Source organism: Flavobacterium longum (assembly GCF_965137575.1).
GTDB classification, from domain to species: Bacteria; Bacteroidota; Bacteroidia; order Flavobacteriales; family Flavobacteriaceae; genus Flavobacterium; species Flavobacterium longum.
Map to the genome: position 1 here is coordinate 541828 of NZ_CBCRZJ010000003.1, position 26162 is coordinate 567989.

A 26162-nucleotide genomic window follows, 5' to 3' on the forward strand; every position below is an offset into this window, starting at 1 on the left:
GCGATCTGTTTTCGGGCTTTTTTTATTTGGTTACGCCTACATCCGCAGCACTTTCCCGTCTAGCATTTCGATGATGCGGTCTGTACGTCCCGCAAATTCGTTGTCGTGGGTAACCACCAAAAGTGATTGGCCGTATTGCCCGCTCAGTTCGTTGAAGATGTCGAAGACCATTTCGGTATTCCGGCGGTCGAGGTTGCCCGTGGGTTCGTCGGCCATAATAATCAACGGGTTGTTGATGAGCGCCCGGGCAATGGCTACGCGTTGTTTTTCGCCGCCCGAAAGTTGGTTGGCTTTCTTGGCCGCCATGCGATCTATCCCAAGGATTTTGAGTTTCTCCATGGCTTGGAATTCCAATTCTTCTTCGCTGATCTTACCCAGTTTAAGACCCGGAAGCATCACATTTTTGAGTACGGAGAATTCGTTGAGCAAGTAGTGGAACTGGAAGACGAAACCTATTTTTTCGTTCCTGATCTGGGCGAGTTCGTGTTCTTTTTTGTCGCGCGTCAACTCGCCGTCGATCCAGAGTTCTCCGGTGTAATCGGTATCCATCGTAGAAAGAATATATAATAAGGTCGACTTTCCGCAACCGGATTTCCCGATAACCGACACAAATTCACCCTTCTTGACCTCAAGCGATACATCATCCAACACCTTGACCTGCACCGGATCATGGAAATACTTTGAAATACTTGCTGCTTTTAAGATTGATTCAGCCATTATTTTCCTCTGATGATGATTACGGGGTCAATCTTACTGGCCCGTCGCGCCGGGAAATAGCCGGCAAAATACGTGGTGATGAATGCGAACGAAAACCCGATAATGTAAATACTGGAATCATAGATGATTGGGTACGTCTTTACGGCGGGCAGCGAATCGGTATTGAACGGAATCTGGTCAATGAGGGCAGAAACGCCGAGTCCAAATACCAGTCCGAGCAGTCCGCCGGCAACGCCAATCGCCGAAGCGGCGATGATGAAAATGGCCTTGACGTCACGGCCTGAGAATCCGGTGGCTTTTAAGATGGCAATCGAATCCATTTTCTCGTAAATCATCATGTTCAGGATGTTGTAGATGCCGAAACCGGCCACGATTAAAAGTGTAATCCCAACCGAATAGGAAATCAATGTCCGGATGGAACTTCCGGTTTCAAACTGTGCGTTGGCCGTCTGGATGTCGATGGCGTCTACATCGAACAGCGACTGATACTCCTTGGAAAGTGCAGGCGCGAGTTCAATGTCGCGCAGTTTCACCTGTAAATCGGTAATGTAATTCGCGGAAACGCCCAGTAATTTCTGGGTAGTGGCCACCGAGCAATAACTCTGGACGTTGTCTATATCGCGGATGCCCGATTGGAAAAACCCGACCACTTTAAGTTGCACATGTTCGCCCTTTGCGGTTGTGAGTTGTACGACGTCGCCGGGTTGCACGAGCATTTTTTGCGCAACACCTATCCCCAGCATGATGCTATTGGGTGTGTTCTTCAGATCGGCATAATGGCCCGAAACCACATAATCCGAAAAATGGAACAAACGGTCTTCGGCTTCAACGTCAACGCCGTCGATGGTGCCGTTCAGGTCAATGGTACCGGCATTGTAAAACACCTGCGTACTGACTTTGGGCGCTATTCCTAAAACACGCTTGTCTTTTTTAAGTGCAGCAGTTATCCCCAAAACATTGTACAATTCCGGGCGTTCTCCTTTAGGCTTGACGGAATGGATAAAATTATAGTGGCCGGAAAACTGCGCCGATTGGTCTATGGGCTGGGGCGTGGTGGCCTTGATGTCGTTGTACAGCCTGATGTGTGGCGTTCGGTTCAGGATAAGCCCGTCGAGCAAGTCATTCAGTCCCGACATGAAGCTCAGCAAGGCGACGAACATCGTGATGCTGAAAGTAACGCCAACCGCCGCGACAACCGTTTGCCGCCAACGCGACATCACGAGTGAAAATGCAATATTTCGGAGTAATTTGTATTTCATTCGGGCGGAAGCATCAGTTCATCGTTTGCAGAAAGACCTGCGGTGATTTCAATCATCCGATAATCTCTCAATCCTGTCTTGACGCGGATTTTATCGCCGTTGCTCCGATAGGCGACAGAATCGCCAGCCACATAACTTCGCGGAACCAATAGCGCCTTTTTCTTCGTTGCCAAGACAATGTTGGCCTCGAATGAAATGTTCGGATACAAGCGTGCCGGCGGCTTGCGGAGCGAAGCTTCCACCTTGAATGTGCGCCCGCGTTCATTCATCAGCGGATCGATTTTCGTCACCACGGCATCAAACACTTGTCCTTTATAACTGTCAAACGATACGATGACCGGCAATCCTCTCCGTATCTTGAAAATATCGTGCTCGTCCACCTGCATTTCTAAGATGAAATTGCCGGCGTCACCAACCACGGCGAGTGGTGTCTGCGGATTGACGATTTCACCTTTCTCTTTATAGATGCTGTATACCGTGCCGAATATTTTACTTTTCAGTACATAGTCATCGGCGATTTGCCCTGAAATCATCAGGTTCTTCCGCGATTGTGAATCATTGAACCGTAACTGGCGCTGTAAATCGTTGTAATTCAGCCGGGCGGAGGCGTATGCCGTTTTCGATGATTCGTAGGCCAATGCCTTTTGCTCTAGTTCCACTTTAGAACCTATCTGTTGTTGCCACAACCGTTTTTGCCGGGCATACATCAGCGAATCGTTGGCCATCTTGCTCTTGCTGAGCGATACGGCGAGTTCTGCTTCCTTGAGCTTGCCTGTGTTGGCGCGGATGTCGGTAAATGACGCTGCTAATGCAGCATTGTCCTTATTTAATTTTGGCACGTTGGCATCAACAGACAAGATACGACCATGGGCCGGGATGGTATCGCCTTCCGAAACATAAATGGTATCGATGATGCCCGTGACCGGCGAAAAAACTTGGTATTGGTTGACTGCCTTCACCACACCTGATGCATATACCGATTCCGAAATCTGGCCCGACGTGACCCGAACCTTTTGGCTCTCATCGCTACAGGCGGCCATCATTACTGCGAGTAAAAAGTAAGAAGCATTCCTCATAGCATCAAAGGTAAATCAAATTACGGACGAGAATTATGACTGGTATCAAGTTAAGTGCAAAGTTCGAAACGCCCAGTATAGCTACATCTGTATATTTTCTTTAACTCATATTTAACAACAGTTATATTTTAATAAAAAATAATTAAACAAAAATAATTTGCTTATGGCTTTAATGGCGGCAGTTTTGACAGAATACCGATTTAGAATAGGTTTACACAAAAGTTAAATATTTGATATTAAGTAAGTTAAATTTCTATTGGATTATTTTGTTTATTATTTTTGATAAAACATTAAACAAAAAATCATGAAAAAAACTACTCAACTAACCGCACTGCTCCTGCTCTTATGTGGCGGCTGGGCCGTTGCCCAAACCGCACGCCTCCAAGTCATCCACAACTCGGCGGATCTGGCCGCCGCACAGGTGGACGTCTATGTGAACGATGTGTTGCTCCTTAATGATTTCGCTTTCCGCAACGCGACGCAATTCATCGACGTGCCAGCCGGTGTGCCGCTCTCCATCGACGTGGCTCCCGCTGACAGCGATTCCTCGGCCGACGGCATCTATAACCTCACCGAGACCCTGACCGCGGGCGAGACCTACATCGCCATCGCCAACGGCATCGTGAGCCCGGCGGGTTACACCCCGAACCAGCCCTTCAACATCTACGTCTACCCTACCGCACGTGAGGCCGCCAACGCATCGACCAACACCGACGTACTCGTGTTCCACGGCGCGACAGACGCACCGACCGTGGACGTGCAGGCCGTGGGCGCGGGAACCATCGTGGACAACCTCGATTACACCGAATTCGCCGGATACCTCGAGCTGACTACTGCTGACTACACCCTGAGCGTGGCCACCGCAGACGGATCCACCGTCGTGGCAAGCTACCTCGCACCGCTCGATACCCTCAACCTCGACGGGGCCGCACTGACCGTATTGGCCAGCGGATTCCTCGACCCGACACAGAACAGCGACGGGCCGGCATTCGGGCTCTGGGTGGCGCTTCCTGCAGGCGGACCGCTGGTGCAGTTGCCTAGTGCGACCATCACCTCACGCCTCCAGGTCATCCACAATTCCGCAGACCTTGCTGCCGCACAGGTGGACGTCTATGTGAACGATGTGTTGCTCCTTAATGATTTCGCCTTCCGCAACGCGACGCCATTCATCGACGTGCCAGCCGGTGTGCCGCTCTCCATCGACGTGGCGCCTGCCGACAGCACCTCATCCGCCGACGGCATCTACAACCTCACCGAGACCCTGACCGCGGGCGAGACCTACATCGCCATCGCCAACGGCATCGTGAGCCCATCGGGTTACACCCCGAACCAGCCCTTCAACATCTACGTATACCCTACCGCACGTGAGGCCGCGAACGTCTCCACCAATACCGACGTACTCGTGTTCCACGGCGCCACCGACGCACCGACCGTGGACGTACAGGCCGTGGGCGCGGGAACCATCGTGGACAACCTCGATTACACCGAATTCGCAGGCTACCTCGAGCTGCCTACTGCTGACTACACCCTGAGCGTGGCCACCGCAGACGGATCGACCGTCGTGGCAAGCTACCTCGCACCGCTCGATACCCTGAACCTCGACGGGGCCGCGCTCACCGTATTGGCCAGCGGATTCCTCGATCCGACACAGAACAGTGACGGGCCGGCATTCGGGCTCTGGGTGGCGCTTCCTGCAGGCGGACCGCTAGTGCAGTTGCCTAGTGCGACCATCACCTCACGCCTCCAGGTCATCCACAATTCCGCAGACCTTGCTGCCGCACAGGTGGACGTCTATGTGAACGATGTGTTGCTCCTTAATGATTTCGCCTTCCGCAACGCGACGCCATTCATCGACGTGCCAGCCGGTGTGCCGCTCTCCATCGACGTGGCGCCTGCCGACAGCACCTCATCCGCCGACGGCATCTACAACCTCACCGAGACCCTGACCGCGGGCGAGACCTACATCGCCATCGCCAACGGCATCGTGAGCCCATCGGGTTACACCCCGAACCAGCCCTTCAACATCTACGTATACCCTACCGCACGTGAGGCCGCGAACGTCTCCACCAATACCGACGTACTCGTGTTCCACGGCGCCACCGACGCACCGACCGTGGACGTACAGGCCGTGGGCGCGGGAACCATCGTGGACAACCTCGATTACACCGAATTCGCAGGCTACCTCGAGCTGCCTACTGCTGACTACACCCTGAGCGTGGCCACCGCAGACGGATCGACCGTCGTGGCAAGCTACCTCGCACCACTCGATACCCTCAACCTCGACGGGGCCGCACTGACCGTATTGGCCAGCGGATTCCTCGACCCGGCACAGAACAGCGACGGGCCGGCATTCGGGCTCTGGGTTGCCCTGCCTGCCGGCGGACCGCTGGTGCAGTTGCCGTTGACGACATTGTCAATAGGAGAAAACGACCAGGCAAAACCTGCCATTTACCCGAACCCGGCAAGATCAACGATATCTTTGGCGATTCCGTTCGGATATTCCCAAATCACCAACACGGTATATGACCAGAATGGCAGGAAAGTACTTTCGGCTGCCGGTGATACCGTCAATATCGAAGGATTGGCTTCAGGGATTTACTTGCTGGAAAGCAACATTGACGAGGTCGTCTTCAGAAACAAAATAGTTGTTGCCAACTAGTCTTTACTTGTTCTGCTCTTAGTGCCAAAAACCGCCATTCCCTAGTGGCGGTTTTTTTGCGTGGTGAAATCCTATTCGTAATCGGGAAAAATCCGCTAGCTTTGTTGAAATCCTTTGCCATGCAACAAGATCTGAAAAAGTTTTTCCCTTCGTTTTCCCATGCGCTTGTGGATGATATTGCGGCGCACGCGACAGAGAAATCTTTCAAGGCGGGCGATGTCATCATGCGTACCGGTCAGTACATCAACAACACGGTACTGGTGATGAGCGGCAGCATCAAGATTTACCGGGAAGACGATGAAGGCGGAGAGTTTTTCATGTATTATCTGCAACCCGGCCAAGCCTGCGCGATTTCGATGATTTGCGCCACCAAGCGCGAAACCAGCCAGATTATGGCCAAAGTGGTGGAAGATGCCGAACTGCTCCTGGTACCGCTGCCGCTGATGGACAAATGGATGATGCAGCACCGCAGTTGGTATGAATTTGTCATCGATACGTATCGCAGCCGTTTCGAGGAAGTCTTGGAAGTCATCAACAGTATTGCCTTTAAAGCCATGGATGAGCGGCTGGAATTCTACCTCAAACGCCAAAAAGACGCCTGTGGCTGCATGGATTTGAAACTCTCGCATCAAGAAATCGCGACCGACCTCAACACCTCCCGCGAGGTGATTTCGCGCCTGCTCAAGAAGCTGGAGCAACGCGGCGCACTGAAACTCCACAGAAACCACATCGAACTGCTGAAATAATTGGTCGTCTTTCAGCCAACCCTGCTTTGCTTTTTACCGGTATATCTTTCACCTCAAAGCGCGTAAACCGCAACCCTTATCATTGCGGAAAAATACAGGTGGACACGTTGGTGTTCAAATTTTGGGATTAGTAACTTTTATCACATTCGTTTCCGGGCAGCGGGTGTAGCTTTGCGGGAAATATGAGCAATATGTTTCTTTACTTAAAACATTTATTTTCCATGAAATGCCCGCGCTGCCATCAGGGCGAATTGTTCGTCCATAAATGGTATCACGTTTTCAGCGGCAACAAAATGGTCAAACAATGTTCGGTTTGCGGGCAACGCACCGAGCTGGAACCTGGATTCTATCATGGTACGGGCTACATCAGTTACATGGTGACCGTCGCGCTTACCGTGACCAGTTTCGTCACGTGGTCACTCATTACGGGTTATGGCTTCCGCGACAAGGAAATCTTCTATTGGTTACCAGTACACATCGTTTTCCTGATCATGCTGCAGCCGTGGCTGATGCGTCTGTCCCGGGTGTTGTGGCTGACGATTTTCTTCCACAATGACGACAAATACCATCAGGGTTCGGCGTGCGAAAATGCTTCCGTGAAAAACTGATGTGGGATCCATCAAAAAAAGAGTTGCCTTCCGGTGGCTTTTTTGTTATTTCCGGACGAAGGAAATGCCTGTGAAATTCGCTTTGTGAGTTTTGTCACATACTGTAAATACTGATGAAATTCTGATTTTTACCTGACAATCGTCACACATCAGGACAAACGATGCCATTAGTTTTGCGTGAAACGCTAAAATTGAATTCACCATGAAAATCGAGCAGATTTATACCGGATGCATCGCCCACGCGGCCTATTATCTGGAAAGCAATGGCGAAGCAGCCATTTTTGATCCGCTGCGTGAAGTCCAACCGTACATTGACCGCGCCTTCAAAGACAACGCTAAGATCAAATATGTATTCCTGACGCACTTTCACGCAGATTTCGTTTCCGGACATCTGGATCTCGCCAATAAGACCAACGCGAAAATCGTGTATGGCCCAACCGCGAAACCTGCCTATGAAATCATTTGCGCCACCGACGGACAAATCTTCGACATCGGGCATTGTAAGGTGAAAGTGATCCATACGCCCGGCCACACCATGGAAAGCACCACATATTTGATCATCGACGAAAATGGCCACGAGCACGGCATCATTACCGGCGACACACTTTTTATTGGCGATGTTGGAAGGCCGGATTTGGCCCAGCACGTCATCGCCGACCTGACACAGGACAAACTCGCGCGCCATTTGTACCATTCATTGCGCGAGAAAATTATGCCGCTGTCCGATGACTTGATCGTGTATCCGAACCATGGTGCGGGATCGGCGTGCGGCAAAATGATGAGCAAGGAAACCACCGATACGCTGGGCCATCAGAAACAAACCAATTACGCCCTTAATCCGAACTTGTCTGAAGATGATTTCGTGAAAGCCGTACTCACGGGCTTGACTGCGCCACCGGGCTACTTTCCGGCCAATGTGCTGATGAACATCAAAGGCTATGAAAACCTAGACGCGGTAATGCAAAAAGCCAAAAAACCAATGAATCCGAAAGCGTTTGAAATGGCCGCTACCGAAACCCGCGCGCTCGTGCTCGATACGAGAAACGCCGCAGATTTCGCCAAAGGCTTCATCCCGAACAGCATCAATATTGCGCTAAACGGTTCTTTCGCGATGTGGGTTGGCGAAATGGTCATCGATACCCTACAAGAAATCCTCCTGGTATGCGACCCAGGCACGGAAGAAGAAGCCTTGATCCGGCTCTCGCGCATCGGGTTTGACCATACCATCGGTTACCTCGACGGCGGTTTCGAGGCCTGGAAACAAGCCGGATTTGAAATCGACACGGTCAACCGGATTTCGGCACAGGAAATGGAACACATGGACTTGTCACAGATACCGATTTTCGATGTCCGCAAACGCAGCGAATACGCGTCTGAACACCTCGTCGCGGCCACCAACGTACCGCTCAATGAAATCAATACGCATCTCGCCGAATTCCCGAAAGACAAAAAATTCATCGTGCATTGCGCCGGCGGCTACCGCAGCATGATCGCGGCTTCTATCCTGAAACAGCGCGGCTGGGACAATTTCATGGATGTTTCCGATGGATTCGCCGGACTAAAAAACACCGGCCTGCCCAAAACCGATTACGTTTGCCCGACCACATTGTTATAGTTTTTTTGGTTATTTGTTCCATAGGAAAACGCTGCTTTCGGGTGGCGTTTTTTCTTTGTAACTTTTGTCACTATAAAACCTGAGCCGTTGCCGTACCTTTGCAACAGTTCAACTACAAAACACAAACGATGAAAATAGAACAGATTTATACCGGATGCCTTGCCCAAGGCGCATACTACATCACGTCTCGGGGCGAAGCCGCCATCATCGACCCGTTGCGCGAAACCAAGCCATATACAGACCGGCTCGACAAAGACGGTGTCGCTTTGAAATACATTTTTGAGACGCATTTCCACGCAGATTTCGTGTCTGGGCATCTCGACCTGAGTAGGAAAACCGGCGCGCCCGTGGTGTACGGCCCCAACGCCAACCCCGATTTCGATTTCATTTCGGCCGAAGACAACCAAGTCTTTCCCGTGGGCGACATCAAGATAAAGGTGTTGCACACGCCCGGCCATACCATGGAAAGCACGAGTTACCTGTTGATCGACGAAAACGGAAAAGAACACGCCTTATTCTCGGGCGACACATTGTTTATCGGCGATGTTGGCCGTCCGGATCTGGCGCAGAAAGCCGCTTCCATGACGCAAGACCAATTGGCCGCTACCTTATACCATTCGCTACGGACGAAAATCATGACCTTGCCCGATGATGTCATCGTCTATCCGGCGCACGGTGCGGGTTCGGCCTGCGGAAAAAACATGAGTAAGGAAACGGTTTCCACCATCGGCGAACAAAAAGCCAACAACTATGCGTTGCGCGCCAACATGACCGAAGCCGAGTTCATCAAGGAAGTCACCGACGGATTGTTGCCGCCGCCGTCGTATTTCGGAGCCAATGTCGCGATGAACAAATCGGGCATCGACAGTTTCGAGAAAGTACTCCACAACGGGCTTCGCGCCATCCATGCCAACGAGTTCGAGGCTGTAGCCGAAGAAACCGGCGCGCTCATTCTCGACACCAGAAAAAGCGGCGACTTTGCGAAAGGCTACATTCCTCAATCGGTTAACATCGGGATTTCGGGCGATTTTGCCCCGTGGGTTGGTGCACTCATCGGCGATGTGAAACAGCCCATTGTATTGGTGACCGATCCGGGTCTGGAAGAAGAAACCGTGACCCGTTTGGCCCGCGTGGGTTTTGACCACGTCATCGGACACCTGAAAGGCGGATTCGAAGCGTGGCAACAGGCCGGTTTTGAAACGGAAACCGTGAACAGGATTACGGCCGAGGATTTCGCCAACCAAGTGAAAATCGGGGAAAGCAAAGTCATCGACGTACGCAAACCCTCAGAATACGAAGCCGAGCATGTGGCGGAAGCCTACAGTCGGCCATTGGCGGCCATCAACGACTGGATCAAGGACATCAATCCTGATGAACATTTCTTCCTGCATTGCGCAGGCGGTTATCGTTCCATGATGGCGGCGTCCATCCTGCAGGCACGCGGCTACCACAATTTCAGCGAAGTGGACGGCGGCTTCAATGCCATCGCAAAAACCAGCGTTCCGAGAACCGACTTCGTCTGTCAGAGCAAAGTTTTACAATAACCTTTACACACCTACTATGTTCGGAATACTCAAATCTTTGTTCGGTTCGGCATCGTCCGGATTGCAAATCAGCGAAAATGCCTTTTTGGTGGACGTGCGCACGCCAAGCGAATACGCGTCGGGCCATGTAAAAGGTTCGGTTAACATTCCGCTGGACCAAATCCAGAACCAGCTTGTCAAATTCAAGGGAAAACCTGAAATTGTCGTGTTCTGCCGCAGCGGCATGCGCAGCAGCCAGGCCAAATCGATTTTGGAACGCAACGGATTCAACAATGTCATCAATGGCGGCACGTGGAACCGCGTCGATCAGATTGTGCAACAAAAAAAACGGTAGCATGGCCAGCTTCGACGACTTGATTGCTTCCGACACGCCTACATTGGTTGACTTTTATGCCACGTGGTGCGGCCCATGCCAGACGTTGATGCCCATTCTCAGCCAAGTCAAAGACAGTTTGGGCGAGCGCCTGACAATTATCAAGATTGATGTGGATAGAAATCCGCAACTTGCGGCACAAATGCAGGTGCGCGGCGTGCCCACGATGATGCTGTTCCGGTCGGGAAAGCCTTTGTGGCGGCAATCCGGCGTCATGTCGAAAGATGAAATCATCGGCACCGTGCTGGAGAAAATCAACTAAAAAAGACTGATGATGAAAAAAAACATGGGAATGCTGGACCGCGGAATGCGCGTGGTATTTGCGGTTGTGGTCGCGATACTCTATTTCACCGGCACGATAGACGCCACCCAGACGATGATTTTCGGCGCGATTGCCGTGGTCTTCGTGCTGACATCGCTCGTGGGCACGTGTCCGTTGTATTTCCCTTTCGGAATTGATACGCGCGAACAGAAATAAAAACTCATGGAACCTGAAAAATGCTGTACGGTAAGCTGTGATCTCACGCTAGACCAAACCTACTGGGACAACCAGTACCAGGCCAACGATACAGGCTGGGATTTGGGCAAGGTTTCCCCGCCGCTCCAAAGCCATATCGACCGCATCCAGCACAAGAATGCAAAAATCCTTATTCCGGGTTGTGGCAACGGTTACGAGGCCGAATACCTATTGGAACAAGGCTTTACGAATGTCACCGTGATTGACATTGCCCCTACGCTGGTGGAAAATTTACGCGCAAAGTTTGCGGGAAAGCCCATCAACATCGTCTTGGGCGATTTCTTCGCACACGACGGCCAGTATGACATCATCCTGGAACAAACCTTCTTTTGCGCGTTGCCGCCAAGCCTGCGCCAACGCTACGTCTGGAAAATGCACCAATTGCTGGCCGACGACGGAATGCTGGCCGGCGTATTGTTCAACCGCGACTTCGAAACCGGGCCGCCGTTCGGCGGAAGCGTGCGTGAATACAAGCAATTGTTTGCCGGCGCTTTTGCCGTAGAAATGATGGCCGATGCACAAAATTCTGTGGACAAACGCGCGGGTGCCGAAGCCATTTTCTCACTGCGGAAAAAAAATGGGCATGTGGCGTTGTACCATTTTGAAGGCATCACGTGCAGCGGCTGCCAGCAAACCATTACGGAAAAATTCAAGGCCATCGACGGGGTAACCAACGCCAGCATCAGCACCGATTTTTCTGAAGTGTTGGTCGCCAGCGAACGTGAAATCCCGTTGTCAACCTTGCAAGACGCCGTGGCATACGACGAAAAATATCAAATAAGAAAGCGATGATCCAAAAAATAGAAGTCGAAAACATCAAGTGCGGCGGCTGCATGAACAGCATCAAGACCGCGCTCCTGAAGATGGACGATGTGTCTGAAGTGGCCATCGACAAGGAAACCGACACCGTGACCGTGACGGGCGACGCCAATCGCGACACTATCGTGGCGAAATTGTCCAAGCTCGGTTATCCCGAAAAAGGCCACAACAGTTTGTTGCACAAAGGAATTTCCTTTGTAAGTTGCGCCGTCGGAAATATGACCAAAACCGCAGAGTGAGAACATATTGGGTCGTCTTATCGTGTCTTATCGTGTCGATATCGTCATCGGCCCAAACAACCGTCCGGGTATCGGGTGCAATGAAAAATGTGATGTGGAAAGGACAACTTTACGGCACGATTGCGCTTGACACAATATCCAACAAAAACCACTTATACGGATTGGGACCATGTGAAAACCTCGCGGGTGAAATCATGGTCGTGGACGGAAAGTCCTATCGCTCAAAGGTGGTTTCCCGAACTGAAATGGAAGTAACCGAGACTTTCGCCGTGAAAGCACCTTTTTTTGTTTATGCAAATGTTATCTCATGGCGGCCGCACAATCTTCCCAAAACGGTCACAGATCATGTGTCACTCGAGAAATATTTGCAAACGCTCGCCGGAAACCGCGAACAACCCTTTGTCTTTAAGTTGGTTGGCCCAATCGTAAAAGCAAACATCCATATCGTCAATTTGCCGGAAGGAAAAACTGTTGCGTCACCCGACGATGCGCATACCGGGCAGGTGAATTACGATTTGGGCTCGGAAGAAGTGACGATTGTTGGTTTCTACTCGACCAGGCACCAGGCAATTTTTACGCATCATGATACGTTTATCCATATGCATTTGATGACCGCCGAACACCTAAAAATGGGACACGTGGAGCAAGTTCAATTTGCAGGCAACATGAAATTATACCTTTCACAATAATTAAATCTTACAACATGAAAAAAGCAATTGTATTGGCGTCGGCACTGGCGCTGGTTTTTTCACTCGGCATGAACGCACAGGAAAAAGCGCCGAAGCAGAAAAAGAAAGCCAAAACTGAAAAAGCTTGTGCGCCAGACGCGAAAAAGTCTTGCGACAAAGAGAAAAAGGCCGGCTGCTGCGCCAGCAAAAAGTAATCGAAAGCGTCATGTATTGACGCTTTTTTTTTGCCGATAAACATTACACATCTTCGTGAATGGGAAACCAATACGAGACGATGAAAGCGGCGTCAAACCGGAAAGTCGCGCATTTTTCTACCCAAACATGACTACAACAAAACAGTAGTTTCTAAAGCAAAGCACAATAACAGCAAGGCTTTTGGGCGGTTTTTAAAAGTGGTGAAATTTGCCGGATGTATGGTTTTTATAGCTGCGCGCTGCAACATTCGTAAAAAAAGTATCGATACATTTATGATACTCACATTTTTTACGCTATGGAAAGATTTCTACGTTATTTTCACGGACAAACAAAACGATTGTTGTTGCTGTTGGCACTGACGATGGCGCCGCTGCATGCCCAAATCCTGACCAATGGGGATTTTGAAAGCGGTGGGAACGCGAATGGATTTCTGGTGCACGATTACACGGTCATCAACCCGGTCAACGGCACCAGTACGCCCGGTTTTTATGCCCGCACCACCGACCCGGCCAGCATGAATTCAACATACATTTCAAGCGGCGACCACACCACGGGAACCGGCAATATGTTGGTTTTTGACGGCTCGACGCTTTCCAACCGATTCTTCTGGACCACCGGAAGTACCGGCGGGGCCATTCCCGGATTCACGGCCGGCACGACCTACGTGTTCAGTTTTTGGATCAAGTCCGTTTCGAACGAAGTGGTTTCGGATGCCACGCGTGCCAACATCGGGATATTCTTTGTGAATGCGAACAACATTAATCCGACCAACCAAAACTTTTTGGCACCGCTTCCGGCGGAAGGCTGGGTCAACATCCAATATTCGTTTGTGGCCACCGCCGACAATGTCATGGTGCGGTTGAAGACCAACAACGGCCAAGCCATCGGGCATGATTTCGCGATTGACGATTTTTCCATCACTGAAGGCGGGCTGCCGCTTGAAGGTTCATTTGCGTCCGTGAACCCGACTTGCCCAGACAGCAATGACGGCAAGATTACGGTGACCCTTACCGGCGGAACTTTGCCCTACACGGCTTATGTCTTATCGGGCTCGGCCAACCAATCCAACAACACGGGCATATTCACCGGGCTGGGCGAAGGAACTTACAATATCAGCGTGTCTGACGCTACGGGCGAAACCTACAGCCAAACCGGAATCGTCCTGACGGCGCCAAATGCCTTGCAACTCAGCCCTGCGGCCACCATTTGTTCGGGCGCATCCACAACGCTTTCGGCCACCGGCGGCACCGGAAATTACACTTGGACCGCCAGCCCGCCCGACGCATCGCTCACCAACCCCAACAACGCCACCCAGACCGTCAGCCCAGCGGTTACCACTACCTATACCGTCACGTCGGGCAGCGTTTCATCGCCTATCAATCTCATCGAAAATGGCGATTTTTCGCAGGGCGATGTGGCTTTCATCACCGAATACAATTACGTGGAAAATCCAAATCCTTTTGGCGTTCAGGGCGCGTATGGCATCGTGACCAACCCGGCGGCTTGGTTTGCGCCTTTTTGCACGGGCGCCGACCACACGACCGGCAACGGAAACATGATGGTTTTTGACGGCGCAACAGTTCCGTTGGCGAACGTGATCGTTTGGAGCAATGAAAATCCAGTCGCGGTCACACCCAATACCGAATACACGTTCTCCTATTTCGTGGCTTCGGCCGCGCCCGAAAATCCGGCGCAACTGGAAGTCATCATCAACGGCGTCTCACAAGGCGCGCCAGTAACCGCCCCGGGCACTACCTGTTTATGGACCGAAGTGTCGTACAACTGGAATTCGGGTACGAATACAACGGCCACTTTCACGATCTACAACCGGAATTTTGCCAGCGGTGGCAACGATTTTGCCCTCGACGACATCACGTTTAAGGAAACGCTCAGTTGCTTCTATCAAAAAACCGTCACCGTTACCGTAACGCCCGCAACCACCCCAACGTTCAACGCCGTACCCGCGATTTGCGCCGGCGAAAATCTGAATGCGTTGCCCACGACTTCCAACAATGGATTTGCCGGAATTTGGCAGCCTGCGCTCAACAATCTGGTGACTACGACCTATACGTTCACGCCTGCACCCGACCAATGCGCATCGGCCACCACGTTGACCATTGTCGTCAACCAACCTGTTGCGGCTGCTTTTGATGCGGTGCCGGTCATTTGCGCCGGAGCGATTCTCAACGCGCTGCCCACGACGTCCAACAACGGATTCGCAGGAACGTGGCAACCGGCCTTGAACAATACGGCCACGACCACGTACACGTTTACGCCAACGCCCGGCCAATGCGCCTTGCCTACGAACTTGACCATTGTCGTCAATCCGGTTCCGGTATTCAGCATTAGCGGCGGATGCGACGGCAATACCTTCGTGTTGAATGCCGTGCAGGAAAATGCGTCGAATGCCAGTTACGCTTGGTTCAACGCCAATGACATTCAAATCGGGAGCGACGTTTCGGTAGCGGTCAACAGCCCGGGTGTGTATGAATTGGTAATTACGCAAGGCGGCTGCAGCACGTCGGAAACAATCAATGTGCTGTCAACGGCGTGCGGCGGCGTCATCCAAAAAGGGATTTCTGCCAACAACGACGGGATGAATGACTACTTCGATCTGGAAGGTTTCAATGTGCGGCAGTTGCGCATTTACAACCGCTACGGCATGGCCGTTTATACGAAAGCGGACTACCAAAAACAATGGTATGGCCAAGCCGATGACGGCAACGAACTGCCCGACGGCACGTACTATTACGTCATTGAATTGCCCGATGCGCCGGCCAAAACGGGTTGGATTTACATCAATCGCGCCCAATAGTCATCAAAAAAGCCCCGATGTTTCAGGGCTTTTTTTGTGTCTGATGATTTGCTTTACTGACTGATGATCAATTTGCGAACACTTTTTTCGTTGCCCAATTGCACGACCAGAAGGTAAACCCCATTCGATAAATGGCGCACCGGAATTTCATTGGCATGGTTCACTTCGCCCACTAAGACGCCCAAGGTGTTGTATATCGCTATTTTATCGATGGCCGAAACAGAATGGATGTGCACGGTATCGCGGGCAGGATTTTCAAATGCAAACGACTGCTGCAACAATGGGTTTTCGGTGCCGAGCACACAACTGCTCCCAACCACGTACTGAAAATATTTGGTCACGGCCAGCCCGCCCGCATAGGCAAATTTTACGGCATAGGAAATCGTTGCGCCCAGCGTCTGGTTGGTGATGGTTTTCGTAAAGACATTCCCGGATACTTGATCCATGTTGATTTCCGCAAACGGCGATTGGCGCCACAAAATGCCCACGACGCCCACCAACCCTGTATCGAGGAGTTCAAAAGTAATCACGACATTATTCCCTATGGTTTCGAACGAATAGTTGTAACCGATGGCGAACGTGCCTTGCTGGGACTGATTGTCGGTACCGGCGCAACTCAAATCTGCGGTTGTGGTCGCGTTGAGCACAATCGGGTTGTTCGCGGCCTGATTCCCGGCCAGGTCTTTTGCCGTTACCGTGAACGTGTAACTCGTGGACGGGAGCAAATCCGGGATGATGACGGACTGCAATCCTGAAGTGCGGTTGAACGAAAGCGTTGTGTCGCCGTAACTTACCTCGTAAACCACGGTGCCGAAATTGTCCTCGGCCTGCAGCAATAACTCGACTTGGTCGCTGCCGACGTTCCCAACTGTACCCGCAAAATCCAGCGGCGCCTGCGTATCCGGAGTGGTATTTTGATACACCCGAACATAGTCGATCTGCATGGTCGCTTGGTTGAAATTGGATGGAATGCCGCCGGCGATGCCGCCCATGGCAATGTTGAGCAGCACGTATTGTTCGGCGTCGAAAGGCCATGTGCTGGCATTTTTATCCGCAGGATTGTACGTGTAATAGGCCACGCCGTCCAGCAGGAAAGTAATTTGGTTGGGCGACCAATTCATGGAATAGACATGATAGGTGTTTTGCAAATCTGTCGCGATCGTGCCGCCGTGGTTCACGGAATTCCCGTTTGACGACGGCGTGTGCAGCGTACTCTGGACGTAATCGATGGGTTGCGACGGAAAAATCCCATGTTCCATGATGTCGATTTCACCGCAAGCCGGCCACGGTGTGTTGCCGTATGTGGCATCGAAATAACCGCCGTCTTCGTTGACGTTGCGCCCCAACATCCAGATGGCTGGCCAGGTTCCGGCACCAATGGGCACTTTCGCACGCACATCGACCCTACCGTATTTGAAGGCAAATTTTGAGTTCAGCCGCGCCGAAGTGTATTCTTTTGTGATGCCTTGGTCCGTGTAGGTTTGTTTCTTGGCGACGATGTGTAACGCGCCGGCATCCACAAATGAATTCGCCTGAAGGTTCGTGTAGTGCTGCACCTCGCCGTTGAACCAGCTTCCGCCGGAAGGCAGTTGGGTTTGGTGGTGCCAATTGGCGGCGTTGACCGGACCGTTTCCGTCGAATTCATCGGCCCAAACTAAGTTGTTGTACACGACATCGACTTGGGAGAAACTTGAAGAGGCAAACAAAAGCGTCAAAAAAGTCTTTATTATCTTTTCCATACTAAACGTAAAATGAAAAACACAGATTGAACGGATTTTCCCTGAAATCAATCTGTGTCGCTTGATTATTTGTTGGTGCCGCGACGGAATCGCTGGGCATATTATTACGGCTTCGGCATCGACAGATTGCTTTCGTCCTTGTTGACGCCTTGGCTTTCCAAGAGTTCGAATCCTGATTTGAGCCTAATGTCTTCGGACGACGCGCCAATCATCAAGTCAAACTGTCCGGCTTCGGATTTAAAATCTAGGTTTGCATGGTAGAACGCAAGCATGTTGTCGTCAATCGTAAAGGTCAACGTCTTGCTTTCGCCCGGCGCCAATTTTATTTTTTGGAAACCTTTCAGCTCTTTTACCGGCCGCACGATGGACGCCACTTTGTCGCGAAGGTACAATTGCACGACTTCCTCGCCGGCTACTTTTCCGGTGTTGGTAATCGTGACCGAAGCTGTCAGGGTTTCGCTGCGTTTCAGGGCCGTTTTGGACAATTTCAAGTCTGCGTAAGCGAATGTCGTGTAGCTCAAGCCGAAGCCAAACGGGAATTTCGGCGTGTTCTTCAGGTCGATGTAGGCCGAAACGTAAATGTGGTCGTCTTCGTTCTTGGCTGGCCGGCCGGTATTCAAATGGTTGTAATAAATCGGAATCTGGCCCTCGTTTCTCGGGAAAGTCATCGGCAATTTCCCGGACGGATTGTAGTCGCCAAACAATACGTCGGCGATGGCGTTGCCAGCTTCCGATCCCAGCCACCACGTGTAAACGATTGTCGGCATGTTATCTGCCGTCCAGTCAAAAACCAATGGCCTGCCTGCGTTAATCAGGATGACGATGGGCTTTCCGGTTTTCTGCAATTCCTTGACAAGTTCTTCCTGAACGCCGGGTAAGTTGATCGTGCTGCGGCTTTTGGCCTCTCCGCTCATGTCGTGTTTTTCTCCGATGCTCAGGATGACTACATCGGCCTGATTGGCCACGGCGATGGCTTCGGCAAAACCAGCTTTACTGGTGTCGTTGAATCCGCAGCCGCGTGCGTACAACAGTTTCGTGTTCTTCCCTACTTTTCGCTCCAAGCCTTCCCATTGCGACACGATGTACGTGGAATCGATGTCTTTCACATCAACGGCCCAGAAACCGTGGTTTGCCCTTTTTGGCTTGACCATTGGCCCGATGAAGGCGATGGTTTTGGTGCCTTTGGACAACGGCAAAATATTCTTTTCGTTCTTAAGCAGGACGATACTTTTGGCCGCAACCTCACGGGCAGCCTTCGCATTTTCGGGATTATTCAGTTCTTTCTGCTGGCGCTTTTCGTCGCTGAAACGGTATGGATTGTCAAAAAGCCCAAGCTCGAATTTCTTGCGGAGTATTCTTCGCACGGCGTCGTCCACAATGGCTTCCGGCACTTTACCCTCCGCGACCAGTTGTGCAAGATTTTCACGGTAGGCGCTGCTTTCCATGTCCATGTCGCTACCGGCCGTGATGGCCGCAAACGCCGCATCTTTCTTGTCGGCGCTGAAACCGTGCGCAATCATTTCGTTGATCGACGTCCAGTCTGATACTACGAAACCCGTAAATTTCCACTGTCCTTTGAGGATGTCGCGTTGCAAATGCCTGTTGCCCGTAGACGGCACGCCGTTGATGTCGTTGAAGGAATTCATGAATGTCGCGGCACCTGCATCGAGCGCCGCCTTGAACGGTGGCAGATACGTCTCCCACAAAGTGCGGTCGCTCATCTCAACGGAATTGTAATCTCGTCCGCCGATAGCTGCTCCATACGCCGCAAAGTGTTTCGCGCACGCCATGACGGCATCCAGGTCGCCCAGCTTTTTGCCCTGGAAACCTTTGACGCGGGCATAAGCTATAGCCGAACCCAGATACGTGTCTTCACCGGCGCCTTCCATGATACGGCCCCAGCGCGGGTCGCGCGAGATATCCACCATCGGGGCAAACGTCCAATGGATACCGCTTGACGCGGACTCACGCGCTGCAACACGTGCAGACAATTCTATGGCTGCCAAATCCCAGGACGCGGCTTCTGCTAGCGGAATCGGGAATGTGGTTTTATAGCCGTGGATGACGTCCAGCCCGAAAAGCAACGGAATTTTCATCCGTGATTTCATGGCCAATTCCTGGTACTGCCTCGTGTATCGCGAGCCCATGATGTTGAGCAGCGACCCGATTTTCCCGTCCTTGATTTCTTGCTCCTTGTTTGGGTTGATGGTCAGCGGCCCGGTCACGGTATTGTCGCCCGAGTATTGATTGAGCTGGCCGACTTTTTCCTCCAGTGTCATTTTTGCCAACAGCGCCTCGACTTTTTGGTCAATGTCTTTGTGTTGGGCTACGCCGGAAAAAGCAGCCAACAGCATCAGAAGCGATACACTTTTTTTCATTGTAATGCGATTTATGACAAGCCGCTGCTCACGGTGGCGGCCGTTGTCTTTTTCGAAAAGCTTATTGATACACGCGAACGTAATCGATGGTCATTTTTTGCGGGAATGGCGTCTGGTCTGTCGGGAAACCAACGTAGTTGCCACCAACGGCCACGTTTAAGATCATGAAAAACGGCTGGTCGTACACCCATTCGCCGGGAACATCGCTCTTGGTGATGCGCTTGTACAGGTACCCGTCGCAGAAGAAATCGATGTGATCTTCAGACCATTCCACAGCGAAAATGTGGTAATCGAGGTCAAAGCGGTCGTTCTGCAACGCATACGCCGATGAAATCGCATTGCCCGCAGAATAACCCGGGCCGTGCACCGTTCCGTTGATGACGTAAGGCAGTTGCCCTTTCAATTCCATGATGTCGATTTCCCCGCAATTGGGCCAACCCACTTCGCCGATGTTGTCGCCCAACATCCAGAATGCTGGCCAGATGCCCGGGCCGTAAGGTGTTTTCAGTCGCGCCTCAAAACGGCCATACGCCTGTGAAAATTTACCTTGTGTCTTGACGCGCGCCGAGCGGTAGGAACTGCCCGCTTTCTTGGCCGTGATGACCAGATTGCCGTTACCGTCGAGCGAGACATTTTCCGGATCGTTGGTATAACTCTGCAATTCAGCATTGCCCCAGCCGCCGTTGTTCCCCAGATCATAACCCCATTTTGAGGCATCAGGCAAGGTTCCGGCCGTGCCTTCAAACTCGTCGCTCCATACCAATTGCCAGTTGCGGCTGGAAACCGTTTGTTTTTCCTCTTCGTCGCATCCGGTAAAAAGTGTAGCGCCCGCGGCCAGCAAGGCCATCGCCAATGGTTTTTTATAAAAAGTCGAAAATTGATTCATCGTGTTCTTGATTTTCTAAAACTATCCCGGCATTTCACCGGGATAGCGGTGGTTGTTTGTGGAAAAATTAATTTCTGAATAAGATGTTGTCCAGGAAAATATCACCGCTGCCATCAAACTTCAACTGGATGACGTTGGTGAGGTTTACCGGTGCGAAAGACGCCAACGGAATGTCAACGCTGTTCCATCCGGCCGTCGTCGGAACGGTCAAGGCATAAAGTTTCTCGACCGGCCCGGGGCTGATGAGATACACATTCAGAGCCGTTGAATTCGCGGAGTAATAATCGAGGTGTAGGAAGTTCCTACCCGATACGTCGATGCCGCTGGCCAACTGCAAGCCTTGGTAGTTCAACCCGGCGTATTTCAGCGTATTGTTTCCGGCAATCGACACTTGTGATGCCGTGGTTAACTGGCCCCAATTCGGGGTCAAGTCTGAACCCGGCACATTGGTGTAGGCGTCGCTAAAGATAGATGTTACGTTTGCAGCCGGATAACTCGGCGTTGGTGCGGCCGTTGTTGGCGTGGTCGGGATGACGCTGCCGTCGCTTTCGAAATAAATGTTGTCTGCGTAGAAATTCGTGATGTTCGTGCCTTCAAAAATGAGCTGGCCCAAATGCGCCCTGCTCGGCAATCCGGTGAAATTCGCCAGCGGAATGTGGAGGTTTGTCCAACCTTGCGAAATCAATGTCGGCGCGGTAAAAGTCAGGGTGAATCCTACATCGTTTCCGCCGCCAAAAGCACCGTCTGCACCGAAGTCAACCAGACGGACGCGGAAATTCGCGCCACCCGGCAAGGCGTTCGGAATGTAAATGCTCACATTTAAGTGCGACATCAAAGACGCATCAATGGTTGGCGTTGAAAACTCGATGCCTACGAAATTAAAGTTGGTGTAATTCAAGACGTTGTCGCCGTTCACGGTAAAATCTGCCGATTGCGTGTTTTGGTAAGGCTGCCAGTATCCGTTGTAATAATTTACCGGCGCGTTCGGATATACATCGGAGAAAATTGAAATGACGTCCGCTGCATCGGCGGTCGGCAGCGGCGCAGGTTGGAACGCGCCCTGAGAGTTCAAGGTCAACGAACCCAAAGCGTCCACGCCATTGACCGAAGCGGTGATGACTGCTGTGCCCGACCCGATCGTGCTGACATTGCCCACTTCGTCCACGGTAGCCACCGCAGGGTTTGAAGACGTAAAGTTGAAATACGCCGGGGTAACATTTACGCCCTGGTTGATGCCGTTTGGCATGTTAAAGGCGCAGACCAAGCCATCGATGGTGCTGGTAACGCCCACATAAGACGTTTGCACTTCATTTTGACCGCCCAGGATTTGCGGCTGTTGCGGGTTGATGGTGCCCAATTTCTCGAATTTAACTTCATCGATCCAGAACGTATAGCCGCTGCCGTTTTCTGGACCTTCAGAAATAAAGAACATGCCTTTTTCTACGGTCAGTTTTGACGGATCCGGGATTGGAATGATGTATTTCCGCCAGACCGTGCTGATCTGCATTCCGGAAATGGAAGCTTGGTATTTGTTTTCGCCGAAATCGTTGCCGAAGCCTACCACGTCAATGGTCGCCGCCACGGAACTTTTCGCCCAGAAGGTCAGCGCGTCGTAATCGGTCAGGTTTCGCCCAACAGTCGTGAAGAAAGATCCGCCAGCGTAAGCACCCGATGCATCGTTCACATTCGGGACATCGAAACGCATCGATGCCGCCGAATTGTTATAAGTTACTTCATTATCGACCTGGAATGCATTGGCCACGGCGCCACCAAATGACGCGTAATTCAAGCCCGTGCTGAAATTGTCGATAAAGACTTGTGGGTTTTTGGAATAACTGGCTTCCTGAAAGTCTTCCGGCTCATTTTCGCAGCTAAACACTGCCAAAGCCATGGCCGACAAGGACAGTAACTTTACCAGATTGGATGTTGCATATCTTTTCATCTTTTTCTCTTTTATTTTTTTTTAGTTACCGATATTAATATGGATGTACGTCCTGATTTCCCATTCGTTGCCGTTCGGGAAGCCGATGGCTGTTGGATCTGGAACCCACTGGCCTGAAGGATCGAGGATTTGCGTCGGGTTATACCTTGGCGAGTAACGGTCGAGTGAACGCCACGTGCCACGGATGCCGATGCGTGTGCCCGGCAGGATAAACCAATCCGGTTTGCCGATTTCTGTGGAAAGGTCGGCCATCAATTGGAGCGGATACGTCAAGTTGAAATCGCGGTGGTAGTCATACGGACCCCAATCATTGATCCTGACGAACGACGTGAGTTTGAGTTTTCTGTAAATGGCGCGTAAATCCATCCCGTAACGATGAATGGTGCGCGAGTCGCTGCCGTTGGCCTGGGCATCGCCGGTATATAATGTCGCGATGAAACCCAAATCCTTAGTGAGTTTCGACACGATGCGGGCATTGATTTCATAAAGGTCTTTGGCCGGAGCCGCGCCGTCAAAGGCGAACGTGGTACGTCCGTCGCCCAAAATACCGATGGCCGCATCTTGCGATGTCGGGTAATGACGGTACACAAAGCCTGCGCTGATGGCAAATTTTGCGTCTTCGGTCCGGTCACTGTCCCAGTTGTACATCCAACTGCCCGGCGTTGGGTCGTAGGTGAATAGGATTTCGCCTGCCGTTTGCTCGCGGTTGGCGCGCACCACGAACGGATCGTCCAAGATGTTGCGCGGCCTGCCCGGTGCCGGAACATCGGCGGTAATCGGGCCTTCGAGCGGTTTTTGGTAGAGGAAGTTCGGGGCAATCTGAAGTTTTCCGATGGAATAGGTCAAACCTGTCAGGAAGTTGTAGTTGTTGCCCACGCCGCTTTCCTTGAGTCGCCAGCCGGTGAACGTTTGTGTGTAATCGCCGCCGCCGTTGGCTACCAAGCCGTACGCCGCACCTTGCCCATACCAGTTGAACTTGCCGCCTGTGTAGGTAATTTTTGCCTTGCCGCCCCAATTGTCTTTGGATTCGACTTCGGCTTCATAGACCTGCTGGTTGCCCTCGTCGCCACGGACGAATTGATACGGACGGCCATTGAGTGGCGAACCGGCCCAGATGCCGCCCACGTCAACACCGAACTTGCCGACTTTGCGGTTGATGGCGAGCGTGAATTTCCTGGTTTTCGGTTGCGGGATGGCGAATGAACTCTCGGTGTTGGTTTGTTGTTCAAGGTCTTCGTGGAAAATACCGGTCACGCCGAACTTGCCGATGGTCTTGGAGTATTTCAACAAAACGGCCGGGTTGGCGCCCCACCAAAGTTGTGGGCCGAATGCGAGTTTGAAACCGTTGAAGATTTTCTTGCCTTCAATCTCAAAGCCTGATGGTGCAATACCATTATAGGTGTCGATGTTCGGGCCGTAGTTGGCTTCCGGGTACAATCCGAAGAAATCGCCTTCGTAACCCCAGTGGTAATGGCCGGTACGGTAAAAACCGGTCAGGTTGAAATGACTGTGGTTCCAGGTGTAGCTCGCGCTATAGACTTGTACGCGGTTGTTGGAATCGACGCGTTGGTCTACACCGTCGTTCTCGACGGTAATCGGGCGGCCACGGTTTTCGTAGAAAATCTGGTCAATCGGGTTGAGCGCCACATTTCCCAGGATGTTGAATTCGACATTCGCGCGCATGTTCGGTGCAGGATTTCCTTCGACCCCAACGTAGAAACTCTGCATGTGGTCAAAGCCGAGTTTGTTTGGAAATTCCGTAACGTTCGGGTTTGGATCGGTAGGCGTCGTGATGAGCGAGCCGCCAGTGTTGAAGGTCGTGAATTCCGCCCTGAGCTTGCTGAACCGGATCATGCCGCCTTTCTGGGCATCGAGTGCAGCCTTGTCGCCTCGGGCGCGCAAAGTGGCATCGGTAATTTGGATGTTGTTGAAATAGTTGTCGATGGCGGTCACCGATGTGCCCGGTGTAAGCGGATTGAGTTTGTGAACTTCCTTCAAGACGTAATACGCCGCACGCGGATACAGTTCGTAAAAACCTTTCGCATTGGTTGGCCCTTTTGCGCAGATGCCGAACCACTCTTCGTTCATGTTGTTCTGGCCTTGCTCGAAATCGCGAATGTAACCGCCGTTAGACCATGAGGCGTTGCTGTCGTGGACGTCCAGACCTGAGGTTTGGCCGTATTTCCACCAGCCGTCCGAAAACTGGAACGTAAAGCCGCCGATGGCATTCTGGGCTTTGCCCAAACCGGCTGTGTTCTGGTAAATTTCCTTCCATTGGCCAAGCAAATAATACGCTTGCGAGGTTTGGTCTTCCTGATTGGTGATGGCGTTGAACGAATCGGCGCCGAATTCCGCGAACAATACCGGCTTCCCGTACTCTTTCTTAACACGCTCGAACAAATCGCCGAACGAATTCCCGCGGTACACGTTGGTAGCGAAAATGTCAAAGTCTTTACACTCCTGGCTGATGATATCGAGGTACATCAAATCACCGTTACAGAAGGCAATCGGGTGTTTGCCGTCGATGCTTTTCATGGAAACCGCAGCCTCGTTTAAGAGTTTGTACATGGCCACGGCGCGTTTGGTGGTAACACGCTCCGGCATCGGGATGTTTTGGGTTTCGGCGCCGTCCCAGAAGAGACCATAGTTGTTCTCGTTTCCTAAAAGGAACAACAGCAAACCTTTGGTGTCTTTGTATTCGGTGGCCAGTTTATTGACTTCCGCCAACAGGAACTCACGCACCTGCGGATCAGCATATTCGGTATTGGGCACATACGCACCGTTCAAATCAAGTCCGTATCGGCCAAAAGAATGATTGAGCATGGTGTAAATGCCGTGGTTTACATAGACGTATTCAATCCACTTTTTAGGCATGCCCGCATAGACCCGGATCGTGTTTACGCCCATGTTCTTGAGCAATCCCATTTCCTCGTCGAGTGCCTGCTTGATGAAATCGTCCGGCTGGTTCCACAAACTATACGTGTAATTTGTGCCGATGGGATAATAGTCCCAGTTCATGCCGTTGACGACAAAATCTTTTCCGTCCACGATCAGTTTGGAACCGTCGCTGCCATTGGACACGACAACGCTATTGCCCTGAGCCACGGCGGCCGAAGAAAAAATAAAAAAGGTGAAAAATAAATACAGTTTTCTCATTTGAATAGTCTATTTGATTTGGTGTGATTCGAAATTTGGTGAATGCGCGCAATTGTTAGCGATTTGCTAAAACTACATTTTTTATATTTCTGTAATTCAATTGGTTCGTCTAAAGAAACTATACAAAAAGGCGTTACCGGCGAATTTCTTCCAGCACCTTTGTTTACGGTATTCTTAAGCGAAATGACGG

At 51.5% G+C, this 26162-nt stretch carries 21 protein-coding genes; 13 read left to right on the forward strand and 8 right to left on the reverse strand.

Going from position 1 to position 26162, the window contains the following annotated elements; genetic code table 11:
• Positions 1–36: 36 nt before the first annotated feature.
• The 3 genes from ACM9J1_RS08110 to ACM9J1_RS08120 are packed head-to-tail and all read right to left on the reverse strand — an operon-like array spanning position 37 to position 3052.
• Entirely contained in the window at positions 37–717 is a 681-nt protein-coding gene (locus ACM9J1_RS08110; protein WP_415581530.1) for an ABC transporter ATP-binding protein, read from the reverse strand.
• The gene (locus ACM9J1_RS08115) at positions 717–1976 is read right to left on the reverse strand and encodes an ABC transporter permease (protein WP_415581531.1); all 1260 of its coding nucleotides are present in this window, start codon (positions 1974–1976) and stop codon (positions 717–719) included. The genes ACM9J1_RS08110 and ACM9J1_RS08115 overlap by 1 nt, the downstream gene beginning before the upstream one ends.
• Positions 1973–3052 carry an efflux RND transporter periplasmic adaptor subunit gene (locus ACM9J1_RS08120; protein WP_415581532.1) on the reverse strand — a complete coding sequence of 360 codons (1080 nt, stop codon included), beginning with the start codon at positions 3050–3052 and terminating at the stop codon, positions 1973–1975. Before ACM9J1_RS08120 ends, ACM9J1_RS08115 begins: the two co-directional genes overlap by 4 nt.
• A 304-nt stretch (positions 3053–3356) precedes the next feature.
• Here ACM9J1_RS08120 and ACM9J1_RS08125 point away from each other — a divergent pair, with 304 nt between their 5' ends.
• The 13 genes from ACM9J1_RS08125 (at position 3357) to ACM9J1_RS08185 (ending at position 15871) form a co-directional block, all read left to right on the forward strand.
• Positions 3357–5711 carry a DUF4397 domain-containing protein gene (locus tag ACM9J1_RS08125; protein ID WP_415581533.1) on the forward strand — a complete coding sequence of 785 codons (2355 nt, stop codon included), beginning with the start codon at positions 3357–3359 and terminating at the stop codon, positions 5709–5711.
• Positions 5712–5830: 119 nt separating this feature from the next.
• A complete protein-coding gene (locus ACM9J1_RS08130) occupies positions 5831–6457 on the forward strand; it encodes a Crp/Fnr family transcriptional regulator (protein WP_415581534.1) in 627 nt (208 codons plus the stop codon).
• A 221-nt stretch (positions 6458–6678) separates the two neighbouring features.
• On the forward strand, positions 6679–7065 hold the full coding sequence (locus ACM9J1_RS08135; RefSeq protein WP_415581535.1) for a DUF983 domain-containing protein: 387 nt from the start codon (positions 6679–6681) through the stop codon (positions 7063–7065).
• 202 nt (positions 7066–7267) lie between these two features.
• Positions 7268–8680, forward strand: coding sequence for an MBL fold metallo-hydrolase (locus ACM9J1_RS08140; RefSeq protein ID WP_415581536.1), 1413 nt, complete (start codon positions 7268–7270; stop codon positions 8678–8680).
• 128 nt (positions 8681–8808) lie between these two features.
• Positions 8809–10224, forward strand: coding sequence for an MBL fold metallo-hydrolase (locus tag ACM9J1_RS08145; protein ID WP_415581537.1), 1416 nt, complete (start codon positions 8809–8811; stop codon positions 10222–10224).
• 16 nt (positions 10225–10240) lie between these two features.
• The gene (locus ACM9J1_RS08150; protein ID WP_415581538.1) at positions 10241–10558 is read left to right on the forward strand and encodes a rhodanese-like domain-containing protein; all 318 of its coding nucleotides are present in this window, start codon (positions 10241–10243) and stop codon (positions 10556–10558) included.
• A gap of 1 nt (position 10559) precedes the next feature.
• Positions 10560–10859 carry a thioredoxin gene (gene trxA / locus ACM9J1_RS08155; protein ID WP_415581539.1) on the forward strand — a complete coding sequence of 100 codons (300 nt, stop codon included), beginning with the start codon at positions 10560–10562 and terminating at the stop codon, positions 10857–10859.
• A 9-nt stretch (positions 10860–10868) separates the two neighbouring features.
• Positions 10869–11075 (forward strand): YgaP family membrane protein, encoded by a 207-nt coding sequence (locus ACM9J1_RS08160; RefSeq protein WP_415581540.1) that lies wholly within the window; start codon positions 10869–10871, stop codon positions 11073–11075.
• 6 nt (positions 11076–11081) lie between these two features.
• A complete protein-coding gene (locus ACM9J1_RS08165) occupies positions 11082–11906 on the forward strand; it encodes a methyltransferase domain-containing protein (protein ID WP_415581541.1) in 825 nt (274 codons plus the stop codon).
• Positions 11903–12172 (forward strand): heavy-metal-associated domain-containing protein, encoded by a 270-nt coding sequence (locus ACM9J1_RS08170; protein ID WP_415581542.1) that lies wholly within the window; start codon positions 11903–11905, stop codon positions 12170–12172. The genes ACM9J1_RS08165 and ACM9J1_RS08170 overlap by 4 nt, the downstream gene beginning before the upstream one ends.
• Positions 12169–12861 (forward strand): acetolactate decarboxylase, encoded by a 693-nt coding sequence (locus ACM9J1_RS08175; protein ID WP_415581543.1) that lies wholly within the window; start codon positions 12169–12171, stop codon positions 12859–12861. The genes ACM9J1_RS08170 and ACM9J1_RS08175 overlap by 4 nt, the downstream gene beginning before the upstream one ends.
• A gap of 14 nt (positions 12862–12875) precedes the next feature.
• Positions 12876–13055, forward strand: coding sequence for a hypothetical protein (locus ACM9J1_RS08180; RefSeq protein ID WP_415581544.1), 180 nt, complete (start codon positions 12876–12878; stop codon positions 13053–13055).
• A gap of 296 nt (positions 13056–13351) precedes the next feature.
• Positions 13352–15871, forward strand: a complete 2520-nt coding sequence (locus tag ACM9J1_RS08185) for a T9SS type B sorting domain-containing protein (protein ID WP_415581545.1) — start codon at positions 13352–13354, stop codon at positions 15869–15871.
• Between the two features lie 53 nt (positions 15872–15924).
• On the opposite strand, the gene ACM9J1_RS08190 is transcribed toward ACM9J1_RS08185, so the two are convergent.
• The 5 genes from ACM9J1_RS08190 to ACM9J1_RS08210 form a co-directional block, all read right to left on the reverse strand.
• Positions 15925–17610 (reverse strand): family 16 glycosylhydrolase, encoded by a 1686-nt coding sequence (locus tag ACM9J1_RS08190; RefSeq protein ID WP_415581546.1) that lies wholly within the window; start codon positions 17608–17610, stop codon positions 15925–15927.
• A 104-nt stretch (positions 17611–17714) separates the two neighbouring features.
• Positions 17715–19988, reverse strand: a complete 2274-nt coding sequence (gene bglX, locus ACM9J1_RS08195; RefSeq protein ID WP_415581547.1) for a beta-glucosidase BglX — start codon at positions 19986–19988, stop codon at positions 17715–17717.
• Positions 19989–20049: 61 nt separating this feature from the next.
• Positions 20050–20874 carry a glycoside hydrolase family 16 protein gene (locus ACM9J1_RS08200; RefSeq protein ID WP_415581548.1) on the reverse strand — a complete coding sequence of 275 codons (825 nt, stop codon included), beginning with the start codon at positions 20872–20874 and terminating at the stop codon, positions 20050–20052.
• Between the two features lie 67 nt (positions 20875–20941).
• Positions 20942–22816, reverse strand: coding sequence for an Ig-like domain-containing protein (locus ACM9J1_RS08205; protein ID WP_415581549.1), 1875 nt, complete (start codon positions 22814–22816; stop codon positions 20942–20944).
• Positions 22817–22837: 21 nt separating this feature from the next.
• The gene (locus tag ACM9J1_RS08210) at positions 22838–25972 is read right to left on the reverse strand and encodes a glycoside hydrolase 5 family protein (protein WP_415581550.1); all 3135 of its coding nucleotides are present in this window, start codon (positions 25970–25972) and stop codon (positions 22838–22840) included.
• Positions 25973–26162 lie beyond the last annotated feature (190 nt).

Bases quoted from the DNA above. Each gene is read 5' to 3' on its own strand.
- ACM9J1_RS08165 (WP_415581541.1), top strand. From the start codon at position 11,082: ATGGAACCTGAAAAATGCTGTACGGTAAGCTGTGATCTCACGCTAGAC.
- ACM9J1_RS08170 (WP_415581542.1), top strand. From the start codon at position 11,903: ATGATCCAAAAAATAGAAGTCGAAAACATCAAGTGCGGCGGCTGCATG.
- ACM9J1_RS08180 (WP_415581544.1), top strand. From the start codon at position 12,876: ATGAAAAAAGCAATTGTATTGGCGTCGGCACTGGCGCTGGTTTTTTCA.
- ACM9J1_RS08190 (WP_415581546.1), bottom strand. From the start codon at position 17,610: ATGGAAAAGATAATAAAGACTTTTTTGACGCTTTTGTTTGCCTCTTCA.
- ACM9J1_RS08130 (WP_415581534.1), top strand. From the start codon at position 5,831: ATGCAACAAGATCTGAAAAAGTTTTTCCCTTCGTTTTCCCATGCGCTT.
- ACM9J1_RS08205 (WP_415581549.1), bottom strand. From the start codon at position 22,816: ATGAAAAGATATGCAACATCCAATCTGGTAAAGTTACTGTCCTTGTCG.
- bglX (WP_415581547.1), bottom strand. From the start codon at position 19,988: ATGAAAAAAAGTGTATCGCTTCTGATGCTGTTGGCTGCTTTTTCCGGC.
- ACM9J1_RS08160 (WP_415581540.1), top strand. From the start codon at position 10,869: ATGATGAAAAAAAACATGGGAATGCTGGACCGCGGAATGCGCGTGGTA.
- ACM9J1_RS08120 (WP_415581532.1), bottom strand. From the start codon at position 3,052: ATGAGGAATGCTTCTTACTTTTTACTCGCAGTAATGATGGCCGCCTGT.
- ACM9J1_RS08145 (WP_415581537.1), top strand. From the start codon at position 8,809: ATGAAAATAGAACAGATTTATACCGGATGCCTTGCCCAAGGCGCATAC.
- ACM9J1_RS08135 (WP_415581535.1), top strand. From the start codon at position 6,679: ATGAAATGCCCGCGCTGCCATCAGGGCGAATTGTTCGTCCATAAATGG.
- ACM9J1_RS08140 (WP_415581536.1), top strand. From the start codon at position 7,268: ATGAAAATCGAGCAGATTTATACCGGATGCATCGCCCACGCGGCCTAT.
- ACM9J1_RS08185 (WP_415581545.1), top strand. From the start codon at position 13,352: ATGGAAAGATTTCTACGTTATTTTCACGGACAAACAAAACGATTGTTG.
- ACM9J1_RS08150 (WP_415581538.1), top strand. From the start codon at position 10,241: ATGTTCGGAATACTCAAATCTTTGTTCGGTTCGGCATCGTCCGGATTG.
- ACM9J1_RS08200 (WP_415581548.1), bottom strand. From the start codon at position 20,874: ATGAATCAATTTTCGACTTTTTATAAAAAACCATTGGCGATGGCCTTG.
- ACM9J1_RS08115 (WP_415581531.1), bottom strand. From the start codon at position 1,976: ATGAAATACAAATTACTCCGAAATATTGCATTTTCACTCGTGATGTCG.
- ACM9J1_RS08110 (WP_415581530.1), bottom strand. From the start codon at position 717: ATGGCTGAATCAATCTTAAAAGCAGCAAGTATTTCAAAGTATTTCCAT.
- ACM9J1_RS08210 (WP_415581550.1), bottom strand. From the start codon at position 25,972: ATGAGAAAACTGTATTTATTTTTCACCTTTTTTATTTTTTCTTCGGCC.
- trxA (WP_415581539.1), top strand. From the start codon at position 10,560: ATGGCCAGCTTCGACGACTTGATTGCTTCCGACACGCCTACATTGGTT.
- ACM9J1_RS08125 (WP_415581533.1), top strand. From the start codon at position 3,357: ATGAAAAAAACTACTCAACTAACCGCACTGCTCCTGCTCTTATGTGGC.